This is a genomic window from Leisingera sp. SA32, assembly GCF_056033425.1.
The window spans coordinates 52,059-70,188 of the sequence record NZ_JBVYHB010000017.1 but is presented as its reverse complement, the minus strand read 5'-3'; the positions used below and the strand labels follow the sequence as shown (position 1 = coordinate 70,188).

Annotated in this window: 19 protein-coding genes and 1 riboswitch; of the genes, 7 read left to right on the top strand and 12 right to left on the bottom strand. The window is 65.6% G+C overall.

The window, feature by feature from the left end; genetic code table 11:
- Positions 1-15 precede the first annotated feature (15 nt).
- The gene (locus tag AC0IPL_RS18885) at positions 16-1,722 is read right to left on the bottom strand and encodes a KpsE/RkpR family capsule polysaccharide export protein (protein WP_474276579.1); all 1,707 of its coding nucleotides are present in this window, start codon (positions 1,720-1,722) and stop codon (positions 16-18) included.
- Complete coding sequence (locus AC0IPL_RS18880; RefSeq protein ID WP_474276577.1) at positions 1,700-2,359, bottom strand: ABC transporter ATP-binding protein; 660 nt, start codon at positions 2,357-2,359, stop codon at positions 1,700-1,702. Before AC0IPL_RS18880 ends, AC0IPL_RS18885 begins: the two co-directional genes overlap by 23 nt.
- Positions 2,360-2,619: 260 nt before the next feature.
- On the opposite strand from AC0IPL_RS18880, the gene AC0IPL_RS18875 reads away from it, so the two are divergent.
- Together AC0IPL_RS18875 and AC0IPL_RS18870 are read left to right on the top strand one after the other, a co-directional pair.
- Entirely contained in the window at positions 2,620-3,225 is a 606-nt protein-coding gene (locus AC0IPL_RS18875; protein WP_474276575.1) for a uracil-DNA glycosylase family protein, read from the top strand.
- Positions 3,222-4,013, top strand: coding sequence for an SseB family protein (locus AC0IPL_RS18870; RefSeq protein WP_474276572.1), 792 nt, complete (start codon positions 3,222-3,224; stop codon positions 4,011-4,013). Before AC0IPL_RS18875 ends, AC0IPL_RS18870 begins: the two co-directional genes overlap by 4 nt.
- A 233-nt stretch (positions 4,014-4,246) precedes the next feature.
- On the opposite strand, the gene yghU is transcribed toward AC0IPL_RS18870, so the two are convergent.
- Positions 4,247-5,119, bottom strand: coding sequence for a glutathione-dependent disulfide-bond oxidoreductase (yghU, locus tag AC0IPL_RS18865; protein ID WP_474276570.1), 873 nt, complete (start codon positions 5,117-5,119; stop codon positions 4,247-4,249).
- Between the two features lie 250 nt (positions 5,120-5,369).
- Between yghU and AC0IPL_RS18860 the strand changes: the two genes are divergently transcribed.
- Entirely contained in the window at positions 5,370-5,894 is a 525-nt protein-coding gene (locus AC0IPL_RS18860; RefSeq protein WP_474276567.1) for a YHS domain-containing (seleno)protein, read from the top strand.
- A 126-nt stretch (positions 5,895-6,020) separates the two neighbouring features.
- Here the strand turns inward: AC0IPL_RS18860 and AC0IPL_RS18855 are convergent, their stop codons facing one another.
- A complete protein-coding gene (locus AC0IPL_RS18855) occupies positions 6,021-6,626 on the bottom strand; it encodes a GcrA family cell cycle regulator (RefSeq protein WP_474276566.1) in 606 nt (201 codons plus the stop codon).
- A 157-nt stretch (positions 6,627-6,783) separates the two neighbouring features.
- Here AC0IPL_RS18855 and AC0IPL_RS18850 point away from each other — a divergent pair, with 157 nt between their 5' ends.
- The gene (locus tag AC0IPL_RS18850) at positions 6,784-7,596 is read left to right on the top strand and encodes an ABC transporter permease (protein ID WP_474276564.1); all 813 of its coding nucleotides are present in this window, start codon (positions 6,784-6,786) and stop codon (positions 7,594-7,596) included.
- Between the two features lie 39 nt (positions 7,597-7,635).
- On the opposite strand, the gene AC0IPL_RS18845 is transcribed toward AC0IPL_RS18850, so the two are convergent.
- Positions 7,636-8,541 (bottom strand): DMT family transporter, encoded by a 906-nt coding sequence (locus AC0IPL_RS18845; RefSeq protein WP_474276630.1) that lies wholly within the window; start codon positions 8,539-8,541, stop codon positions 7,636-7,638.
- A gap of 417 nt (positions 8,542-8,958) precedes the next feature.
- Here AC0IPL_RS18845 and AC0IPL_RS18840 point away from each other — a divergent pair, with 417 nt between their 5' ends.
- The 3 genes from AC0IPL_RS18840 (at position 8,959) to AC0IPL_RS18830 (ending at position 11,826) form a co-directional block, all read left to right on the top strand.
- Entirely contained in the window at positions 8,959-10,134 is a 1,176-nt protein-coding gene (locus tag AC0IPL_RS18840) for an acetylornithine transaminase (protein ID WP_474276562.1), read from the top strand.
- Between the two features lie 78 nt (positions 10,135-10,212).
- Positions 10,213-11,139, top strand: coding sequence for an ornithine carbamoyltransferase (gene argF / locus AC0IPL_RS18835; protein ID WP_474276560.1), 927 nt, complete (start codon positions 10,213-10,215; stop codon positions 11,137-11,139).
- A gap of 120 nt (positions 11,140-11,259) precedes the next feature.
- A complete protein-coding gene (locus AC0IPL_RS18830; RefSeq protein ID WP_474276558.1) occupies positions 11,260-11,826 on the top strand; it encodes an isochorismatase family protein in 567 nt (188 codons plus the stop codon).
- Here AC0IPL_RS18830 and thiD read toward each other — a convergent pair whose 3' ends face one another.
- The 7 genes from thiD to thiC are packed head-to-tail and all read right to left on the bottom strand — an operon-like array spanning position 11,827 to position 17,821.
- Positions 11,827-12,531, bottom strand: a complete 705-nt coding sequence (thiD, locus tag AC0IPL_RS18825) for a bifunctional hydroxymethylpyrimidine kinase/phosphomethylpyrimidine kinase (RefSeq protein ID WP_474276555.1) — start codon at positions 12,529-12,531, stop codon at positions 11,827-11,829.
- Positions 12,528-13,499, bottom strand: coding sequence for a ThiF family adenylyltransferase (locus tag AC0IPL_RS18820; RefSeq protein WP_474276552.1), 972 nt, complete (start codon positions 13,497-13,499; stop codon positions 12,528-12,530). The genes thiD and AC0IPL_RS18820 overlap by 4 nt, the downstream gene beginning before the upstream one ends.
- Entirely contained in the window at positions 13,496-14,089 is a 594-nt protein-coding gene (locus AC0IPL_RS18815) for a thiamine phosphate synthase (protein WP_474276550.1), read from the bottom strand. Before AC0IPL_RS18815 ends, AC0IPL_RS18820 begins: the two co-directional genes overlap by 4 nt.
- Positions 14,089-14,871 (bottom strand): thiazole synthase, encoded by a 783-nt coding sequence (locus AC0IPL_RS18810; RefSeq protein ID WP_474276548.1) that lies wholly within the window; start codon positions 14,869-14,871, stop codon positions 14,089-14,091. Before AC0IPL_RS18810 ends, AC0IPL_RS18815 begins: the two co-directional genes overlap by 1 nt.
- Position 14,872: 1 nt before the next feature.
- Positions 14,873-15,070, bottom strand: coding sequence for a sulfur carrier protein ThiS (gene thiS, locus AC0IPL_RS18805; protein ID WP_474276546.1), 198 nt, complete (start codon positions 15,068-15,070; stop codon positions 14,873-14,875).
- Positions 15,039-16,007 (bottom strand): FAD-dependent oxidoreductase, encoded by a 969-nt coding sequence (locus AC0IPL_RS18800; protein ID WP_474276544.1) that lies wholly within the window; start codon positions 16,005-16,007, stop codon positions 15,039-15,041. Before AC0IPL_RS18800 ends, thiS begins: the two co-directional genes overlap by 32 nt.
- Positions 16,004-17,821: a phosphomethylpyrimidine synthase ThiC gene (gene thiC / locus AC0IPL_RS18795; protein WP_474276542.1), complete on the bottom strand. Its 1,818-nt coding sequence runs from the start codon at positions 17,819-17,821 to the stop codon at positions 16,004-16,006. The genes AC0IPL_RS18800 and thiC overlap by 4 nt, the downstream gene beginning before the upstream one ends.
- 121 nt (positions 17,822-17,942) lie before the next feature.
- Positions 17,943-18,071: riboswitch (TPP riboswitch) on the bottom strand.
- Positions 18,072-18,130: the final 59 nt, after the last annotated feature.

Below are 18,130 nucleotides of genomic sequence, written 5' to 3'. Positions count from 1 at the left end.
GTTAGCCCGATAGCGTTAGGAGGAGACCTGTTCCCGCAGGATGGAAGCGGTCAGCGAACACATCAGGTAGATACCGGAAAAGATCAGAAATGCCAAAACGGTATTCTCGAACTTGCGTGGATAGGCGGGTTCCTGACTGGGAACCGGCTCCACCGCGGTGGTCAGATAACGGACCTGGCGGTTGGCCTCCAGCCGGGTGGTCTCCACCTGCTGCAAGGCCGATTGCAGCATCAGGTCCCGGGTGGCGAGGTCGGCCTGGGCCATCTGGATCTGGATGCGCAGGTTGGCCAACGAGTTTTCGCCCGCAGAGGCGTCGACCATGCGGTTGTTGAGACTCTCGATCACCGCTTCCAGCCGCCGGATGTCGGCCTCCGCACCAGAAACCTTGGCCCGGTTCGGGCGGGTGTTGTCCTGCAACGCGGCCAGCTCCAGCCGCTTTTCCTCCAGCTGGATTTCAAAGGTGCTGATCTGCTGGCGCAGGGAGGCAACCACCCCTTCGGGATCCAGAACAGAGCCCCGTTGCTGCAAACGCACCAGCCGTTCCTGCGCGGCGCGGCGCTCGCGCTGGGCGTCTTGCAGGGCGGCTTCGGCCTCGGACATCTGGTCAGCGCGTTTTTGTTGCGACAGGTTGTTCACCTTCTCCTGGGCGTAGGAGATCAGCTTGCGCGAGAATTCTGCCGCGGCACCCGGGTCGGCTGCAGAGACCTCCATCCGCACCACGCCCTCGGTCGGGTCATAGCCGATCCGCACGTTGCGGGTGTAGGTGTCATAGGCCTCTTCGTTGGTGGGGTTGCTTTCCAGCCGTTGGATCGGGTCCAGCCAATCCTGGGTGAAATGCGCCTTGAACCCGGCCTCGCGGTCCAGTCGAAGCATCGCTTCCTTGGACATCAGGTAGCTTTGCACGGCAATCGAATCCTGGCTGGTGGCAAATTGGGTGCCCGACAGCAGGCCGCCCATGCCACCCGCGGCACTGTCGGCCTTCAGCACCAGGAACTCCGACTTGGAGGAATACATCGGCGTCGCCACCGCATAGAAATAATAGCCGGCGATCAGGGTTGGCAGAAAAACGAAAAAGGCCAGCCGCGCCAGCAGAAGCGTCAGGCGTCGGCGGCGGCGACGGGCGATATCGCGCTGAATTTCCTGAATTTCGCGGTTGCGCCGCTCTGTCGGGCTCAGCTCTGTAGAGGGCAGGGTGGTCTTGCCCGTTGGCACCGTCTGCGGCAGCTGCACGGATCCCGGTGCCGACGGCGTGCCTGCGGGTTGCGCCTTGTTCTGTGGGACTACCAGCTCCAGCATGTTGGCGCGCTGGAACGGGTCGATGCCGCGTTCGCGCAGCATTCGGACCGCTTCGAAATCGGAGGTCGGCGACAGGTTGTGCTTCTGCGCCATGCGCCGGGCGAGGCGCAGCTGCCGACCTGTCAGCCCTTCGCGGCGGATCGCGTCGATGTCGGTTTCCATGCTTGTTTCGCGGGGCGAGCTGACCATGCCCGCCAGCGCGTCGTTGGTGCTGGTCTCGGTGGTTGGTGTTTTGGACGCAGGCTGTGCTTGAGACTGGCTTGTGGGCTGCGCGGCCTGTGCGGCGGCGCGCGCCGCGTCCTGCGCGGCTGCTGGCGTGACGGAGGTCGCACCGCTGGACTGCGCCTGCTCGGCCGCAGGTCCATCCACCGGTGCGCCGCTACTGCGACGGATGCGGAATTTCTTAGCTCTGGGTTTCGTAGTCATAGAGCTGCTTCGCTTCTTCCAAAGTGTCAAACATATGCAGTTGCCCCTGCAACAGCACCGCCGCCGAGCGGGCGAATTTCTCCAGCGTCTTGGCCTGATGCGAGACGATGACGATGGTTGTGGTTTGCAGCCGTTCCTGCAGGATCTCGCCCGCCTTGCGGTTGAACTCCACATCGGTGGTGCTCGGCATGCCCTCGTCGATCAGGTAGATGTCGAAATCCAGCGCCAGCATCAACGAAAAGCTGAACCGGGCCCGCATGCCGGAGGAATAGGTGCCGATCGGCTGGTCGAAGTATTCTTTCAGCCCGCACAGCCAACGGCAATAGGCTTCGACATAGTCGGGGTCCAGCCCATAAAGCTTGGCAATGTAGCGGCTGTTTTCCATGGCCGACAAGCGGTTGATGACACCGCCCATAAAGCCGAGCGGGAAGGAAATCTTGCAGCCGCGGCGAATTTCGCCCTCATCCGGTTTCTCCAGCCCCGCCATCATGTTGATCAGTGTGGTCTTGCCGGTGCCATTGGGGGCCAGCACGCCCAGCGAGTTTCCTGGTTCGACTCGAAACGACACGCGGTCAAGGATCACCTTGCGCTGGGTTCCCGTCCAGAAGGACTTGCTGACGTTTTCAAACTCTAGCATCGTTGTGTCCGGTGCTGCCCGTGTGGCCCGCGGGGGGGCTCTGTCCGCCTCTTGTTATACAGGCGCGCAAAACGGCCCGTGGCTCTTTCTTATCAAAAGAGTATTAACGGCCTACGCCGTGACTTGGGCTTTAATATGTCGAATTGTGACATGATTGACCAACAAAGTCTTAACCATTCTGGCCCTGCGGGCAGGGCGGTGAAGTTTTTGTGGAAGATTGGCGGTGGCGGCGGGACGCGGCGTCGTGGGCGGAGGGGGCGATGACTGAACGCGAGCAGCAGGCCGACATGTTGAAGGCGCAGATTCGCGGCTGCCGGATCTGTGCCGAACGTTTTGCCGCCACCGCCACGGCACATGCGCCACGGCCGGTGGTGTGGTTTCGTTCTTCGGCGCGGATCCTGATTGCAGGCCAGGCGCCAGGGGCACGGGTACACGAAAGCGGCCGCCCCTTTACTGATCCCTCAGGCGACCGGCTGCGCGGCTGGCTGGGCCTGACGGAGGCGGAATTCTATGACCGGGACCGGGTGGCGGTGGTGCCGATGGCATTCTGCTTTCCCGGCTACTCCGCGAAAAAGGCGGATCTGCCGCCGCCTGCCGTCTGCGGGCGCACCTGGCACGATCAGGTGATGGCGCAGATGCCCGCGATCGGGCTGCGGGTACTGGTCGGCGGTCACGCCCACCGCTATCACCTCGGGGTCAAGGCGCCGGTGACCGACGTGGTGCGCAGCTGGCGGGATCATGCGCCGCAGGTCTTTCCCTTGCCGCACCCGTCCTGGCGTAATACCGGGTGGCTGAAGAAGAACCCCTGGTTCGAGGCGGAACTGCTGCCGGTTCTGCGTGCCCGAGTGAAGGAGCTGATGACATGACAGAAGAGACCCCGCTGGACCTGGCCCATGCGGCGATGCAGGCGGCCCCGGCCGAGGACGCGGCGCGCCTGCGCTTTTATGAGCGGCTGGCCGACGCCGAGCTGTTCCTGATGCTGAGCGAAGAGGCCGAGGGCACCCAGATTTCGCCCGCTCTGTTCGAAACACCCGAGGGCCGGTTCGTGCTGGTCTTTGACCGCGAGGAGCGGCTGGCGCAATTTGCGGGCCAGGCAGTGCCTTATGCGGCGCTGTCGGGGCGGGTGGTGGCGCAGATGCTGGCGGGGCAGGACATCGGCCTCGGCGTGAACCTGGAGGTGGCGCCCTCGTCGATCCTTATCCCGGCGGAGGCGCTGGCCTGGCTGCACCAGACACTGGGCCACGTGCCACAACAGCTTGAGGGTGATGTGCGCGAATTCACCGCGCCTGCCGGGCTGCCCGAGGCGCTGCTGCGGGCGCTGGATGCCAAGCTGGCGACGGCGTCCGGGCTGGCGGTGGCCGCCTATCTGGTGGGAGTGCGATATGACGGCGGAGGCCAGGGGCATCTTCTGGGCTTCATCGGCGCGCGGGAGGCGGCGCAGCCGTCGCTGGCCAAGGCGGCGAGCGAGGCTCTGACGTTTTCCGGTATCGAAGCGGGGGCGATGGACGTGGCCTTCTTTGACGCGGACAGCCCCGTGGCGGCCAGTCTTGCGCGCGTGGGTCTGCGGTTCGACCTGCCGCAGCCCGAGGCGCCCAAACCGTATCAGCCGGAGATCCCCGGCAGCAACCCGGAGAAGCCGCCGCGGCTGGTCTGACCCCCCCCCCGGCAGCGCTTGGGCCGGGGAGGAAACCTGTCTGGCCAGCGGGCGGCTCCCGCCTGATCCTGCCCATTCTGAAAATGGGCGTCACAGTTGGGCGTGGCGCTGTGCTGGCGCACAGCGCGGGCACCGCTGACAGGCCCCGGGGCCGCAATAGGGCGTCCGGCCCTGGCCGGACACCCGCGGGCGCGGGAGGGCACCCCTGCAAGCCTGTGCGCCCGACGCTGGCGTTATTCCGCCGCTTCCAGTTTGTCCTGGGTGCGGGTCTCAAAGTCGCTGGCGTCGTGGCGTTCGTGCAGTTGCATCTCCAGATCGCCAAAAGCGCGGTTCACCATGCGGCCGCGCTGCACCGCTGGTCGGGCGTCAATGGCCTTGGCCCAGCGAACCACATTCGTGTAGCTCTCGACGTCCAGGAACTCTGCCGCATCATACAGACGGCCCAGCACCAGTTGGCCATACCAGGGCCAGATCGCCATGTCGGCAATGGAATAGTCCTCGCCCGCGATATAGGTCCGCTCAGCCAGTTGCCGGTCCAGCACATCCAGTTGGCGCTTGGCTTCCATCGCAAAGCGGTCAATCGGGTACTCGAACTTCTCTGGCGCATAGGCGTAGAAATGACCAAAACCGCCGCCCAGGTAGGGCGCGCTGCCCATCTGCCAGAACAGCCAATTCAGCGTTTCGGTGCGCGCGGGCCCCTCCGTGGGCAGGAACGCCCCGAATTTCTCTGCCAGATGCACCAGAATCGAGCCGCTCTCGAACACCCGCACAGGCGCGTCGCCGCTGCGGTCCAGCAGCGCCGGGATCTTGGAGTTGGGGTTGATGTCGACAAAGCCCGAGCCGAACTGGTCGCCGTCGCCGATGCGGATCAGCCAGGCGTCGTATTCGGCGCCCTCAATACCCTTGGCCAGCAACTCTTCAAGCATCACGGTGACCTTGACGCCATTGGGGGTCGCCAGCGAATAGAGTTGTAGGGGATGCTTGCCCTCGGGCAGCTCCTCGTCATGGGTGGGGCCGGCAATGGGGCGGTTGGTGGAGGCAAACTGGCCGCCGTTTTCCTGTTCCCATTTCCAGACCTTGGGCGGTGTGTAGGCTGTGTCGCTCATCTGAAGTGTCCCTGTGTGGTTGTTTCCCGGATACGGTCAGTCGCCGCAGCGGCGGCAAGTGGCTCGCACACAGATAGTCAGAGGCGGCAAGTATTCCAATGACTGGAAGGTCTGGCGCACGGAATTTTTACACGGCGATCACGCGGTCTCGTCGCCGGACACAGGGCCGTGAGGGGGACTTCGCATTTGCAGGGCGGCGTGTACTCTGCACCCAACGGCGCAAGCCATTACCGATGAAAGGGACTTTCCGATGAAGCAGTTTCTGTTTGCCACTGCGGCGGCGCTCAGCGTTGCTATTGCCACGCCGGGGTTTGCGGGCGCACAGTATGTCGACGCCACTGGCTATGCGGTTTCCGGCTATGATGTCGTCGCCTATCGCGACCTCGCAGCGCAGCCGGTAGGCAGCCCGCAGGCCAGCGCAGTGCAGGGCAAGGCATCAATCACGGCTGAGTACAACGGCGCCACCTGGGCCTTCGCCAGCGAGGAAAATCGCGAGACGTTCCTGGAAAACCCGGCCTATTATGCGCCCCAGTACGATGGCCATTGCGCCTATGGCGTGTCCAAGGGCGGCAAGGTGCCGGGCAATCCGAACCTGTGGCGCATTGTCGACGACAAGCTGTACCTCAACATCACCGATGTCGTGGTCGGCTTCTGGGAGGCAGACATTCCCGGCAATATCACCCTGGCCGACGGCAACTGGCCAGAGATCGAGCCGGATGCGGCGTCGGACCGGGTGATCCCGAAATTCACATCCAACGCGCCTGAAGGCAGCTGAGCACCCACGCCCCGGTATGGCCCATAAAGGCCGCGCCGAAAAAGAAGGCCGCGCCGAAAAGGAAACGCCCCGCACCTGGAGAGGCGCGGGGCGGGCTGTGTCAGTCTTGCGGGCCTCCGCCTCGGGTCAGCGGCGGCGGTCGCGGCGCGAGGACATCGGCTGGAATGCCACGCCCACATGCGCCTCACAATAGGGTTTGCCTTGTTGTGCGGGCAGACCACAGAACCAGAAGTCTTCGGTTGCGGGATCCCCCACCGGCCATTTGCAGGTGCGCTCGGTCAGCTCCATCAGGCCCAGTTTCTTGGCCTTCTTCTCGATTTCGTTGACCTTGGCCAGCGCTTCCGGGCTGATTTCATTTGCAGAAGGCTGCGGCGGCAGCGGCTGACCGGCCGGAATGATCTGGCGGCGGGCCGGGGTTGCAGGCTTGGCCTCTGCGGCGGCGGCAGGCTGCGCTGCAGCGGGGCGGGCAGGCTCCGTCTTCGGCTGCGGCTTGGGCTTGGGCGTGGCGGCAGGTTTGGGCGCCGCGGCAGCGGCGGGGGCTGCTGCGGGTTTTTCTTTGGGTTCAGCCGCCTTGGCTCCACCGCTGTTGCGGTTGGACAGGCCGAGCCGGTGCACCTTGCCGATCACGGCGTTGCGGGTCACACCGCCCAGTTCCTTGGCGATCTGGCTGGCCGACTGACCCTCGCCCCACATTTTCTTGAGCAGTTCGACGCGCTCGTCTGTCCAGGACATATGTTGCCTTTCAAGCTAATAGCGGCCCCAGAGTTCTGCGGCCGCCATCCTGTTCCGGTGATTGCCCCATTTTAATCACTGTGGGCGGAGTTACAAGGCACCTTGCACCCCATGACGCAGCCGTTATGCAGGCAATGCTACAAAAATCGGGGGCAGCATGGCAGATCAGGGCTATCAGGTGGAATTGGGCGCGCGCCGCTTCGGCCGCATCAACTGGCTGGGGTTGAAGGCGTTGGCCTGGCGCGAGGTGAAGCGTTTTCTGGTGGTCTGGACCCAGACCCTGCTGGCGCCGCTGATGACGGCAGCGCTGTTTTTGATGATTTTCAACATTGCCATTGGCCCCAAACGCGGTGACGTGATGGGGGTGCCGTTCCTGACGTTCCTGGCGCCGGGCATCATGATGATGACGGTGATCCAAAACGCCTTTGCCAACACCTCGTCCTCAATCGTCATCTCCAAGGTGCAGGGCAATATCGTCGACACGCTGATGCCGCCGCTGTCGGGGCTGGAGATCCTGTTGGGTTATCTGGCGGGCGCGGTGGCGCGCGGCGCCCTGGTGGCGGTGGCCATCGGGCTGGGGCTGATGGCGGTCCTGCAAATCGTGCCCGCGCATCCTTTGGTGGCGCTGGTGTTCGTGGTGCTCGGCGCGGCCTTTCTGGGTGGGCTGGGCATCGTAGCCGGGGTCTTTGCCGACAAGTTCGACCAGATGGCGGCGATCACCAACTTCATCGTGACCCCGCTGGCCTTTCTGTCGGGCACCTTCTACTCGGTCGAGGCGCTGCCGCCGGTGCTGCGGGCGATCTCGCATCTGAACCCGGTGTTCTACCTTATTGATGGCGTGCGGTTCGGGGTGATCGGCACCTCCGACAGCTCCCCCTGGCTGGGGCTGGCGGTTTGCAGCGGCGCGACTTTTGGCGTGTGCCTTCTGGCCTGGTCGATGCTGCGCACGGGCTACCGGCTGAAGCCCTGAGGGGTTGAGATCCTGACGTGATAACAGGCGGCAGACCGGTCAGGCAGAGGCGGGCGGCAAGCCCGCGGGCCGCGGTCGGGTTTCACGCCAGGCCAGCACGGCAGCGCCAGCCAGGATGATCGCGGCGCCCAGCACCGTGACCCAGTCCGGCACCACGCCAAAGACGCCAAAATCGTAGACGGCGGCGAACACCAGCGTGGCATAGCTGAATGGCGCCACGAAGGACGCATCGGCCCGCGCCATCCCGTTGATGAAACAGGCCTGTGCGCAGGCCATCGCCAGCCCCAGCGCCGCCAGCGCGCTCCATTGTGCCGGGCTGGGCATCTGCCACACCGGCAGCACCGCGCAGCTGGCAATCAGCAGCCCCAACAGGTTGTTGACCCACAGCACCTGCATCGGGCCTTCGCGGCCCGCCAGTTTCTTGATGAAGATCAGCTCCATCCCCATAACCGCCGCCGCCGCCAGCGCCAGCAGCGCCGCCGGCTGAAAGCTGGCGGGGGTCGGGCGCAGCAGGATCATCGCGCCCACCATGGCCAGCAGCGCCGCCCCCCAGCGCCAGGGACCGACGCGCTCGCCCAGCAGCGGGATCGCCAGCAACATGGCAAAGACCGGGTTCAGGAAGCTGATCGCGGTGGCCTCTGCCAGCGGGATATGGGCAACGGAGGCAAACAGCAACGTGATGCCTGCCCAGCCGCAGGAGGTGCGCCCGATGTGAATGCCCCAATGCGGCCGCTGAAAGCGCGGCCGCAGCGCCAGCACCGCGACCGAGATGCCGAGAAAGGCAAACAGGAACCGCCCATGGCTGATTTGCATCGGGTGCATCGGCGCCCCCAGCGCATCGGTTCCCAGCGCCTTGGCCAGCAGGGTGGTGGCGGCGATGAAGGTGGTTGCCGACAGGATCAGGCCAGCGGCAAGAGCGGGGTTCTGTGACGGGGCGCTGCGCATGTCGTAGCGGTGCGCCAAGGGGGCGGGCGTTTCAAGGGGAAACACCTTTTGGCGCGCCGAATTCTGCGCCCGGTGCAAAGGGGCGCTGCCCCTCCTGGCCTCTCGACCAGTTCACCCCGGAGTATTTCTCACCAGAAAGAATACGGGCCCGGCGGCCGACGGCGCCATTTCGGATCGCCCGAAATGGCGGACGATTGGGGTTTTCTTTTGCCGTTTCCTCCGTTATGGAACCGCAGCATGATCAAACGCGCATATATCACCATTCTGCGACGCCGACGCCGCCTGGCGTGATCCGGCCCTTTGATTCCCTGTGTCCGCACCGCGGCGCATTCCCCTGCAAAACCCGTGTTCCACCGTTGACCCAAGGCTAAGCATACGTCACAGCTTTGGCGTCACGCCACCAAAAGGATGATCCTGATGATCCCGTCCGTTCTGCCGACCTATAACCGTGCGCCGCTTGAATTCGTCGAAGGCGAAGGCGCCTGGCTGACCACGGCCGACGGGCGACGCTTTCTGGATCTGGGCAGCGGCATCGCGGTCAACGCGCTGGGCCACGCCCATCCGGCCCTGGTCGCGGCGCTGACCGCGCAGGCGCAGAAGCTGTGGCATGTCTCCAACCTCTACCACATTCCGCAGCAGCAGGCGCTGGCGGACAAGCTGGTGGAACACAGCTTTGCCGACACCGTGTTTTTCACCAACTCCGGCACCGAGGCCTGCGAGCTGGCGGTCAAGATGGCGCGCAAGTACTTTTATGATCAGGGACAGCCGGAACGGGTGGAGATCCTCACCTTTGACGGTGCCTTCCACGGGCGCTCCTCGGCGGGCATCGCCGCGGCAGGCTCGGAGAAGATGACCAAGGGTTTCGGCCCGCTGCTGCCGGGGTTCAAGCATCTGATGTTCGGAGATCTGGACGGCGTGACCAACGCCATCAGCGCGCAGACCGCCGCGATCCTGATCGAACCGGTGCAGGGCGAGGGCGGCATCCGCGCGGTGCCGGATGCCGAGCTGAAAGCGCTGCGCACGATCTGCGACGAACATGGCCTGCTGCTGATTCTGGACGAGGTGCAATGCGGCGTGGGCCGCACCGGCAAGCTGTTTGCCCATGAATGGGCGGGGATCACGCCGGACATCATGATGGTGGCCAAGGGCATCGGCGGCGGTTTTCCGCTGGGCGCGGTGCTGGCCACCGAAGAGGCCGCAAGCGGCATGACCGCGGGCACCCACGGCTCCACCTACGGCGGCAACCCGCTGGGCTGCGCCGTGGGCTGCGCGGTGCTGGAGCATGTCGCCGACGCGGACTTTCTGGCTGAGGTAAACCGCAAGGCGGGCCTGTTGCGCCAGAAGCTGGAGGGTCTGGTGGCGGATCACCCCGAGGTGTTCGAGGAGGTGCGCGGCGCGGGCTTGATGTTGGGGCTGAAATGCAAGGCGGCCAATATGGACGTGGTGACCGCGGGCTATGACAATGAACTGATCACCGTTCCCGCTGCGGACAATGTGATCCGGCTGCTGCCACCGCTGACCCTGACAGATGAGGACATCGCCGAGGCGGTCAGCCGTCTCGACAAAACCGCCGCGCAGGTCTCTGCTGCCTGATCTTCCGCTTGCCTGAAATATCCTCGGGGGTTCGGGCGCAGACAGCCCCGGCCTTCGGCCCAACAAAGCGATACTGACATGAACCATTTCCTCGACATCCACAAAACCGACCCCGCTGACCTGCGCAAAATCATCGATCAGGCCAGCGCCACCAAACAGGCGCGCCTGGGCCGCCCGAAGGCGGCGCTCGACGATGAGCTGCCTCTGAAGGACCGCATGGTGGCGCTGATCTTTGAAAAACCCTCGACCCGGACCCGCGTGTCCTTTGATGTCGGGGTGCGCCAGATGGGCGGCCAGACCATGGTGCTGTCCGGCAAGGACATGCAGCTGGGCCACGGCGAAACCATCGCCGACACCGCCCGCGTCCTCAGCCGCTATGTCGACATGATCATGATCCGCACCTTCGACGAAAGCGTGCTGACCGAGATGGCGGAATATTCCGACGTGCCGGTCATCAATGGTCTGACCGACCGCACCCACCCGTGCCAGATCATGGCCGACATCCTGACCTATGAGGAGCACCGCGGCCCGATCAAGGACAAGAAGGTGGTCTGGGCCGGCGACGGCAACAATGTCTGCGCCTCTTTCCTGCATGCCGCGGGGCAGTTCGGCTTTGACCTGACGTTCACCGGTCCCGCGCAGCTGGATCCGGAGGAAGAGTTCATCGGTCTCGCCCGCAAGGCCGGCGCCAAGGTTGTGATCGAACGCGACGCCGCCAAGGCGGTCGCGGGCGCCGATCTGGTGGTTGCCGACACCTGGGTGTCGATGCATGACAGCCAATCCTCCAAGGAGCGCCGCCACAACATGCTGCGTCCCTATCAGGTCAACGACGCGCTGATGGCCCACGCCAAGCCGGACGCGCTGTTCATGCACTGCCTGCCCGCCCACCGCGAGGAGGAGGTGACTTCCGCCGTGATGGACGGCCCGCAGTCGGTGATCTTTGACGAGGCCGAGAACCGCCTGCATGCCCAGAAGGCGGTCATGCGCTGGTGCCTCGAGGGCTGAGCCGACCGCCCGTTTTTGCGGCACCGCAGCGCCGGTGCCGCTTTGACGATGGGTTTGCGCTGGCCTCTGCCGCGCGGATCTGCAACCCTCGCACCGGTATCCGGGCGCGAGGGTTTTTTGATGTATGAAAACACGGCTCTGCTGATTGTCGATATGCAGCAGGAGATGGCCAATCTTGCTGCGGCGGGCCGCCCTCAGGCCAACCCGCAGGCAGAACAGCGGGTGGCAGAGCTGGCCACCGCGTTCCGCGCCGCCGGGCTGCCGGTGGTGCATGTGCTGCATGACGATCCGCGTGTTGAAAGCAAGTTCCGCCGCGATCTGCCCAGCGGACAGCCTTTGCCCTGTGCCATCCCCGCGGAAGGGGAGGCGGTGTTCTGGAAAACCGGCTCTTCCGGCTTTGTCGGCACCGGGCTGGCGGCGCATCTGCAGGCGGGCGGCATCACCCGGCTGGTGATCGTCGGCGGGGTCGCCGCCTTCTGCGTCAACTCCACGGCGCGGTCTGCGGCAAACCTCGGCTTTGAGGTCCAGGTTGTCGAGGATGCGCTGGTCGCCTTTGCCTTGCCCGCGCGCAAGGGCGGCGATCTCGACGCGGAGGTGGTGCTGGAGGTCACCCTGTCGGCACTACATGCGGGGTTCGGCACCGTGCTGTCGGCGGCGGACGTGCTGGACCACTTGCCCGCCGCCTGATCAGTCCTGCAACCAGCGGTGCACCGCGTCCTTGGCGGCGCGACAGGCATCGGGCAGGGTGGCGCCCGCCGCCAGATGGCAGGCGATCGCGGTGGCGAGACCGCAACCGGTGCCACGTTTTGATGCAGCCAGCCGCGGTTTTTCAAACGCGGTTACATGGCCATCGGCGCAATACAGCAGATCGGTGCTGAACGCGCCATTGCCGTGGCCGCCCTTGACCAGCACCGCCTGCACGCCTTGCGACAGCAGGGCCTTGGCCTGCTGCGCAGGGTCGCCCACGCCGCCGCATAGCGCTGCGAGTTCATCCAGGTTGGGTGTCACAACGGAGGCCCGGCACAGCAGTGCGCCAAACCCGGCCGCCGCCATCAGCGTGCCGCCAGAGGTGGACTTCAGCACTGGATCCAGCACGATGGGCAACCGCGGCGGCAAGGCAGCCACCACGGTCTCAGCCACCGTGGCAGAGCCCAACATGCCGATTTTCACCGCTCCGGGCGGCGCGGGCGTGGCCAGCGCGGCGTCGATCTGTTCGGCCACCGCGTCCGCAGTGCAGGGATAGACGGCGCGCACGGCCGCATCCGTCTGCACGGTAACGGCAGTGACCGCGGGGCGCAGCGTTGCGCCACAGGCGGCGGCCATGGCGGCATCGCGGGTCAGTCCCGCGCCGCCGCTGCTGTCGGTGCCGCCGATGGCCAGGATCGCCCTCATGCGGGGCTGTCCCCGGCAGCGAGCAGGGCGAGGGTGTCGTGGCCTGCCTGCCGCAAGATCGCGGCTGCGCCCCAGGCGCGCAGCCCGCTGCGGCAGCACAGCACGATGCGGCGGCCGCGCGGCAGGCCCGCGGCGGCCAGTTCCGCGGGCGCGATGCGCTGCGCCTGCGGCACCGCCATCTGCGGCGCTTCCTCCTCGGGGCGCAGTTCTACCACCACATCCTGCGGCGTGATCTGGCTGGCGGCGACGAAGGGCAGGACAGCCTCGGGTTCCTCCGCGCCGTCAAAGCGAAAACTGCTGACATGCAGATCCTCCAGCCGGAAGCTGAACAACTGGCCGCAGGGGCTGGGCTGATGGTTCAACAGAACCTTCAGCGCCAGCTGCGCCTGCAAGGCGCCGATAAGGCCGACCGCAGGCCCCATTACCCCAGCCGTGGCGCAGGTGGCGGCGTGGGCGGGCAGGTCGGGAAAGACCGCGCGCAGGGATGGCGCACCGCCGCAAAACCCGCCGGCATAGCCGGATTGCCCCAGCGCCGAGGCCGAGATCAGCGGCTTGCCTGCCGCCAGACAAGTGTCCGACAGAATGTAGGAGACCGCAAAACTGTCGGCAGCATCCACCACCAGATCCGCAGCCTGCACCAGAGCGGCAGCATTGGCGGCGTCGAGCGGCTGCACCAGCGCTGTGACTTCAAGGGCCGGATTGGCGGCCAGCAGATGCGCTTTCGCGGCCTCGGCCTTCAGCTGGCCAATGTCCTGCATGCTGTACAGCACCTGCCGGTGCAGGTTGCTTTCCGCCACCACATCGCCATCCATGATGGTGATGTGGCCAACACCTGCGCCGCCCAGATATTGCAGCACCGGGCAGCCCAGCCCGCCAGCCCCGACCACCAGCACATGCGCGCGCGCAAGCCGCGCCTGGCCGTCGGCGCCGAACTCCTGCAGGATCATCTGGCGGGCGTAGCGGCTCATGCGCGGCAGGCCTCGGCCCATTCACGCGTGCGGGCCTCCGGGTCGGCGGCCAGCTGGATGTCCGTCACCACCGCCGCGCTGTCGGCACCGGCCTCGAACACGCCGGGCAGGCGCTCGGGCGTCAGCCCGCCGATCGCCACCAGCGGCGTTTTGCCCGCCATCTTTTTCCAGCGCGTCACCCGCTCGAGCCCTTGCGGCGCCCATTTCATCTGCTTTAGCAGCGTCGGATAGACCGGACCCAGCGCCACATAGGCCGGGTCATGGGACAGCGCGCGCTCCAGCTCTGCCTCGTCGTGGGTGGACAGGCCAAAGCGGACACCGCGGCGGCGCAGGGCGGCGAAATCCGCCGTCTCCATGTCTTCCTGACCCAGGTGAACGAAGTTGCAATTCAGATCAAACGCCGCCTGCCAGTAATCGTTCACCACCAGCTGCGCGTCATGCACCGCGCAGAAGTCGCGGGCGCGCGCGATCTGGCGCCGCACTTCCGCCTCCGGTTCGTCCTTGATGCGCAGCTGCACCAGCTTGGCCCCCTGCGGCACCAACAGCTCCAGTCGGCCAACATGGCCAACGATCAGGTAGAAACGCTCCATCACGCGGTCTCCGTCATGTTCAGTTCGGCCAGCCCCAGCACAGGCGTCGAGGGCACGGCCATGTCGCGCCGCTCCATCGGCTCGGCGAGGTATCCGGCGCGGCCCGCGTCAACAGCCAGCGCCATGGCCCGCGCCATCGTGGCAGGATCGCCCGCCTTGGCCACAGCCGTGTTCAACAGCACCGCATCCATACCCAGTTCCATCGCCTGCGTCGCATCCGAGGGTCGCCCGATGCCGGCATCGACAATCAGCGGCACATCAGGGAAATGCGCCCGCATCGCACGCAGGCCGTCCGGGTTGCGCAGGCCCTGGCCCGAGCCAATGGGCGCGCCCCAGGGCATCAGCACGTCGCAACCGGCCTCCAGCAGACGCTCACCCACCACCAGATCATCGGTGGTGTAGGGAAAGACCTGAAAGCCTTCGGCGCTGAGGATGCGCGCAGCCTCGACCAGTCCGAACACATCCGGCTGCAAGGTGTCGGAGTGGCCGATCACCTCCAGCTTGATCCAGTTGGTGCCGAACAGGTCGCGGGCCATGCGGGCGGTGGTCAGCGCCTCCTGCACCGTGTGGCAACCGGCGGTGTTGGGCAGGATGCGGCAGCCGATGGCGCGCAGGCTGTCCCAGAACCCCGCGCCCGAGCCGTCGGCGGTTTCACGGCGCAAGGACACGGTAATGATCCCGGTGCCGCTTGATTTCACAGCCTCTGCCAGCACGGCGGGCGATGGGTATTGCGCGGTGCCGAGCAGCAGCCGCGAGGGAATCTCGGTTCCGTAGACTTGCATCTCAGCCTCCTTGCATCGGCGCCAGCACTTCCAGCCGGTCGCCCTCGGCCAATGTCACCTCCGCCCTTTTGGCGCGGGCCACAAAGCTGCCATTCAGAGCGGTTGCCACAGCCGAGGAGGCAAAGCCCAGCTCGTCCAGCGCGGACTGGAGGTCGGTCGCCGCGACCTCATGCGGTTTGGCGTTCACGATGATCTTCATCTGATGTCTCCGGTAAAAGGCGGTCTGCGGCCAGCTGCGCCATGGCGGGCGCCAGCAGAAACCCGTGGCGGTAGAGGCCGTTGAGGTACAGCGTGCCGTCCTGTTCGGTCAGCCGCGGCAGGTTGTCGGCGAAGGCCGGGCGCAGGCCTGCGCCGGTCTCCACCACGCTGGCTTCGCCCAGCCCGGGGTGGAGCGTGTAGGCGGCGTTCAGGAGCTCCGCCAGAGACCGCAGCGTGACAGGGCGGTCTGAGCTGCTCTCGATCATGGTGGCGCCGATCATGAACAGACCTTCGCCGCGCGGCACCAGATACAGCGGCATCCGCGGATGCAGCAGGCGCAGGGTGCGGCGGATCTGGACCTGCGGGCACTGCAGGATCGCCATTTCACCCCGCACCGGGCGCAAGGATGCCAAGGGCGCTGCCATGCCGGTGCAGTCCAGCGTGACGCGGGCCGGGGCCGGGGCGCCGCAGCGGATCTCCACCCCCAGCGCCTGCACCTTGGCCGTCAGGTCGCGCAGGGCGCGGCGCGGGTCCAGATGCGCCTCCTGTTCGAACAGCAGCCCGTGTCCAAACCGCCCGGCCAGCGCCGGTTCCAGCTCTGCCACCTGTGCGCCGTCAAGGCTGCGGTGGTTGCTGGTGCGGCGGGCAAAGCGGGTCAGCTCTGCCCGGTCGCGGGCTGGCGCTACCACCAGCGTGCCGCGCCGGTGGACCGGTGTCACCTTGGCCCACCAGCCGAAGGCGCGGCTGCCGAGGGTCACCACCTCTGCTTCGGCGCTTTCGCGCTCGCACCAGGGCGCCAGCATGCCGCCGGCATAGCGCGCCACGCTGCTGCCACCGGGGGTCTCCCCCCGCTCATAGACTGTGACCTTTGCCCCGCGCTGCGCCAGCTCATGGGCGCAGGCGAGGCCAGCAAGGCCCGCGCCTGCGATGGTTATCATTCCGCGGGGTCCGCGGTGATAACAGCGGCAGGCACATACAGCTCACCGCCTTCGCGGAACTTGGCGGCCATGGCCTCCATGCCCTCTTTCTGGGCCTCGGCGCGGATGTCGTGGCTGATCCGCATGGAGCAGAACTTCGGCCCGCACATGGAGCAGAAATGCGCCACCTTATGCGCCTCTTTTGGCAGGGTCTGGTCGTGGAACTCGCGTGCGGTTTCCGGGTCCAGCGACAGGTTGAACTGATCCTCCCAGCGGAACTCGAAACGGGCACGGGACAACGCATCGTCGCGGCGCTGCGCCCCCGGCAGCCCCTTGGCGAGGTCGGCAGCATGGGCCGCGATTTTATAGGTGATGACCCCGGTTTTCACGTCGTCGCGGTCGGGCAGGCCCAGGTGTTCCTTGGGCGTCACGTAACACAGCATCGCGCAGCCGAACCAGCCGATCATCGCCGCCCCGATGCCGGAGGTGATGTGGTCATAACCCGGCGCGATGTCGGTGGTCAGCGGGCCAAGGGTGTAGAAGGGCGCCTCGTGGCAGCACTCCAGCTGCTTGTCCATGTTCTCCTTGATCTTGTGCATGGCAACATGGCCCGGCCCTTCGATCATCACCTGGCAGTCCTTGGCCCAGGCGATCTTGGTCAGCTCGCCCAGGGTCTCCAGCTCGGCAAACTGTGCTTCATCGTTGGCGTCGGCGATGGAACCGGGGCGCAGACCGTCGCCAAGGCTGAACGACACGTCATACTGGCGGCAGATGTCGCAGATTTCCTCGAAATGCTCATACAGGAACGACTCCTTGTGGTGATGCAGGCACCACTTCGCCATGATCGAGCCGCCGCGCGACACGATCCCCGTCACGCGCTCCACCGTCATCGGCACCATGTGCAGCCGCACGCCCGCGTGGATGGTGAAGTAATCGACACCCTGTTCCGCCTGTTCAATCAGCGTATCGCGGAACACTTCCCAGGTCAGGTCCTCGGCAATGCCGTTCACCTTCTCCAGCGCCTGATAGATCGGCACGGTGCCGATCGGCACGGGGGAGTTGCGCACGATCCATTCGCGGGTGTTGTGGATGTTGCGGCCCGTCGACAGGTCCATCACGGTGTCCGCGCCCCAGCGGATCGCCCAGACCAGCTTGTCCACTTCCTCCTCCATCGAGGAGGTGACGGCGGAGGTGCCCATGTTGGCGTTGATCTTCACCAGAAAGTTGCGGCCGATGATCATCGGCTCAATCTCGGGATGGTTGATGTTGGCCGGGATGATGGCGCGGCCGGCGGCGATTTCCGAGCGCACGAATTCCGGCGTCACGTAGTCCGGGATATTGGCGCCGAAATCATTGCCGTCGCGCGCCGCGTGGCAGGGCGACAGCTCGCGCAGCTGGTTCTCGCGGATCGCGACGTATTCCATTTCCGGCGTAATGATACCGGCGCGGGCATAGGCCAGCTGCGTCGGCGCCGCGCCATCCTTGCCCCGCAAGGGGGCGGGTTTCACGGGAAACTCAGCCACCAGCCGGTCGCCCTCGACAAAGCCGTTGTCCTCGGGCTTCACATCACGGCCTTGGTATGCCTCGACATCGCCGCGGTCCAAAATCCACTGGCGGCGCAGCTGCGGCAGACCCTGGCGGATGTCGGTCAGCACGTCCGGGTCGGTATAGGGGCCGGAGCTGTCATAGACCGGCAGCGGATCTTCGCCCGCGGTGGGGTGGGTCGCGATCTCGCGCATTGGCACGCGGATGTCCTTGTGGACCGCGCCGGGCACGTAGATCTTGCGCGATGCGGGCAATGCGCCTGTGGTGATCTTGGGATTGGGGACGTTCATTTTGGTGCTCCTCGAAGCCTAAACTTGGAAAAGACACCAGATGAGGTTTGGCTGGGAAACAGAGGGTGTACGGCCCCCTTGTTCAGTCATCGCAGGGCAAGCGGGGCTGTACATCCCCCGTGGCCAAGCGCGCCTAGCTTCCTACGCCAGTATCAACTGGGTCAGGTTCAAAGGGTCGCTTCACCGGTCCGGGTTGCCCCGCACCTGTCCACCTCTCAGTCCCCTTGGCGGGACTCCCCTGCGTGACTTTAGGGGTAGGCAGAGCCGGGCAGCGCGTCAACCTGAATTTTTGTAGATTATTATTTGTTA

Bases quoted from the DNA above. Each gene is read 5' to 3' on its own strand.
- thiS (WP_474276546.1), bottom strand. From the start codon at position 15,070: ATGAAGATCATCGTGAACGCCAAACCGCATGAGGTCGCGGCGACCGAC.
- AC0IPL_RS18845 (WP_474276630.1), bottom strand. From the start codon at position 8,541: ATGCGCAGCGCCCCGTCACAGAACCCCGCTCTTGCCGCTGGCCTGATC.
- yghU (WP_474276570.1), bottom strand. From the start codon at position 5,119: ATGAGCGACACAGCCTACACACCGCCCAAGGTCTGGAAATGGGAACAG.
- AC0IPL_RS18830 (WP_474276558.1), top strand. From the start codon at position 11,260: ATGTATGAAAACACGGCTCTGCTGATTGTCGATATGCAGCAGGAGATG.
- AC0IPL_RS18870 (WP_474276572.1), top strand. From the start codon at position 3,222: ATGACAGAAGAGACCCCGCTGGACCTGGCCCATGCGGCGATGCAGGCG.
- AC0IPL_RS18860 (WP_474276567.1), top strand. From the start codon at position 5,370: ATGAAGCAGTTTCTGTTTGCCACTGCGGCGGCGCTCAGCGTTGCTATT.
- AC0IPL_RS18855 (WP_474276566.1), bottom strand. From the start codon at position 6,626: ATGTCCTGGACAGACGAGCGCGTCGAACTGCTCAAGAAAATGTGGGGC.
- AC0IPL_RS18850 (WP_474276564.1), top strand. From the start codon at position 6,784: ATGGCAGATCAGGGCTATCAGGTGGAATTGGGCGCGCGCCGCTTCGGC.
- AC0IPL_RS18815 (WP_474276550.1), bottom strand. From the start codon at position 14,089: ATGGAGCGTTTCTACCTGATCGTTGGCCATGTTGGCCGACTGGAGCTG.
- AC0IPL_RS18840 (WP_474276562.1), top strand. From the start codon at position 8,959: ATGATCCCGTCCGTTCTGCCGACCTATAACCGTGCGCCGCTTGAATTC.
- AC0IPL_RS18880 (WP_474276577.1), bottom strand. From the start codon at position 2,359: ATGCTAGAGTTTGAAAACGTCAGCAAGTCCTTCTGGACGGGAACCCAG.
- AC0IPL_RS18800 (WP_474276544.1), bottom strand. From the start codon at position 16,007: ATGATAACCATCGCAGGCGCGGGCCTTGCTGGCCTCGCCTGCGCCCAT.
- AC0IPL_RS18820 (WP_474276552.1), bottom strand. From the start codon at position 13,499: ATGAGCCGCTACGCCCGCCAGATGATCCTGCAGGAGTTCGGCGCCGAC.
- AC0IPL_RS18810 (WP_474276548.1), bottom strand. From the start codon at position 14,871: ATGCAAGTCTACGGAACCGAGATTCCCTCGCGGCTGCTGCTCGGCACC.
- argF (WP_474276560.1), top strand. From the start codon at position 10,213: ATGAACCATTTCCTCGACATCCACAAAACCGACCCCGCTGACCTGCGC.
- AC0IPL_RS18875 (WP_474276575.1), top strand. From the start codon at position 2,620: ATGACTGAACGCGAGCAGCAGGCCGACATGTTGAAGGCGCAGATTCGC.
- AC0IPL_RS18885 (WP_474276579.1), bottom strand. From the start codon at position 1,722: ATGACTACGAAACCCAGAGCTAAGAAATTCCGCATCCGTCGCAGTAGC.
- thiD (WP_474276555.1), bottom strand. From the start codon at position 12,531: ATGAGGGCGATCCTGGCCATCGGCGGCACCGACAGCAGCGGCGGCGCG.
- thiC (WP_474276542.1), bottom strand. From the start codon at position 17,821: ATGAACGTCCCCAATCCCAAGATCACCACAGGCGCATTGCCCGCATCG.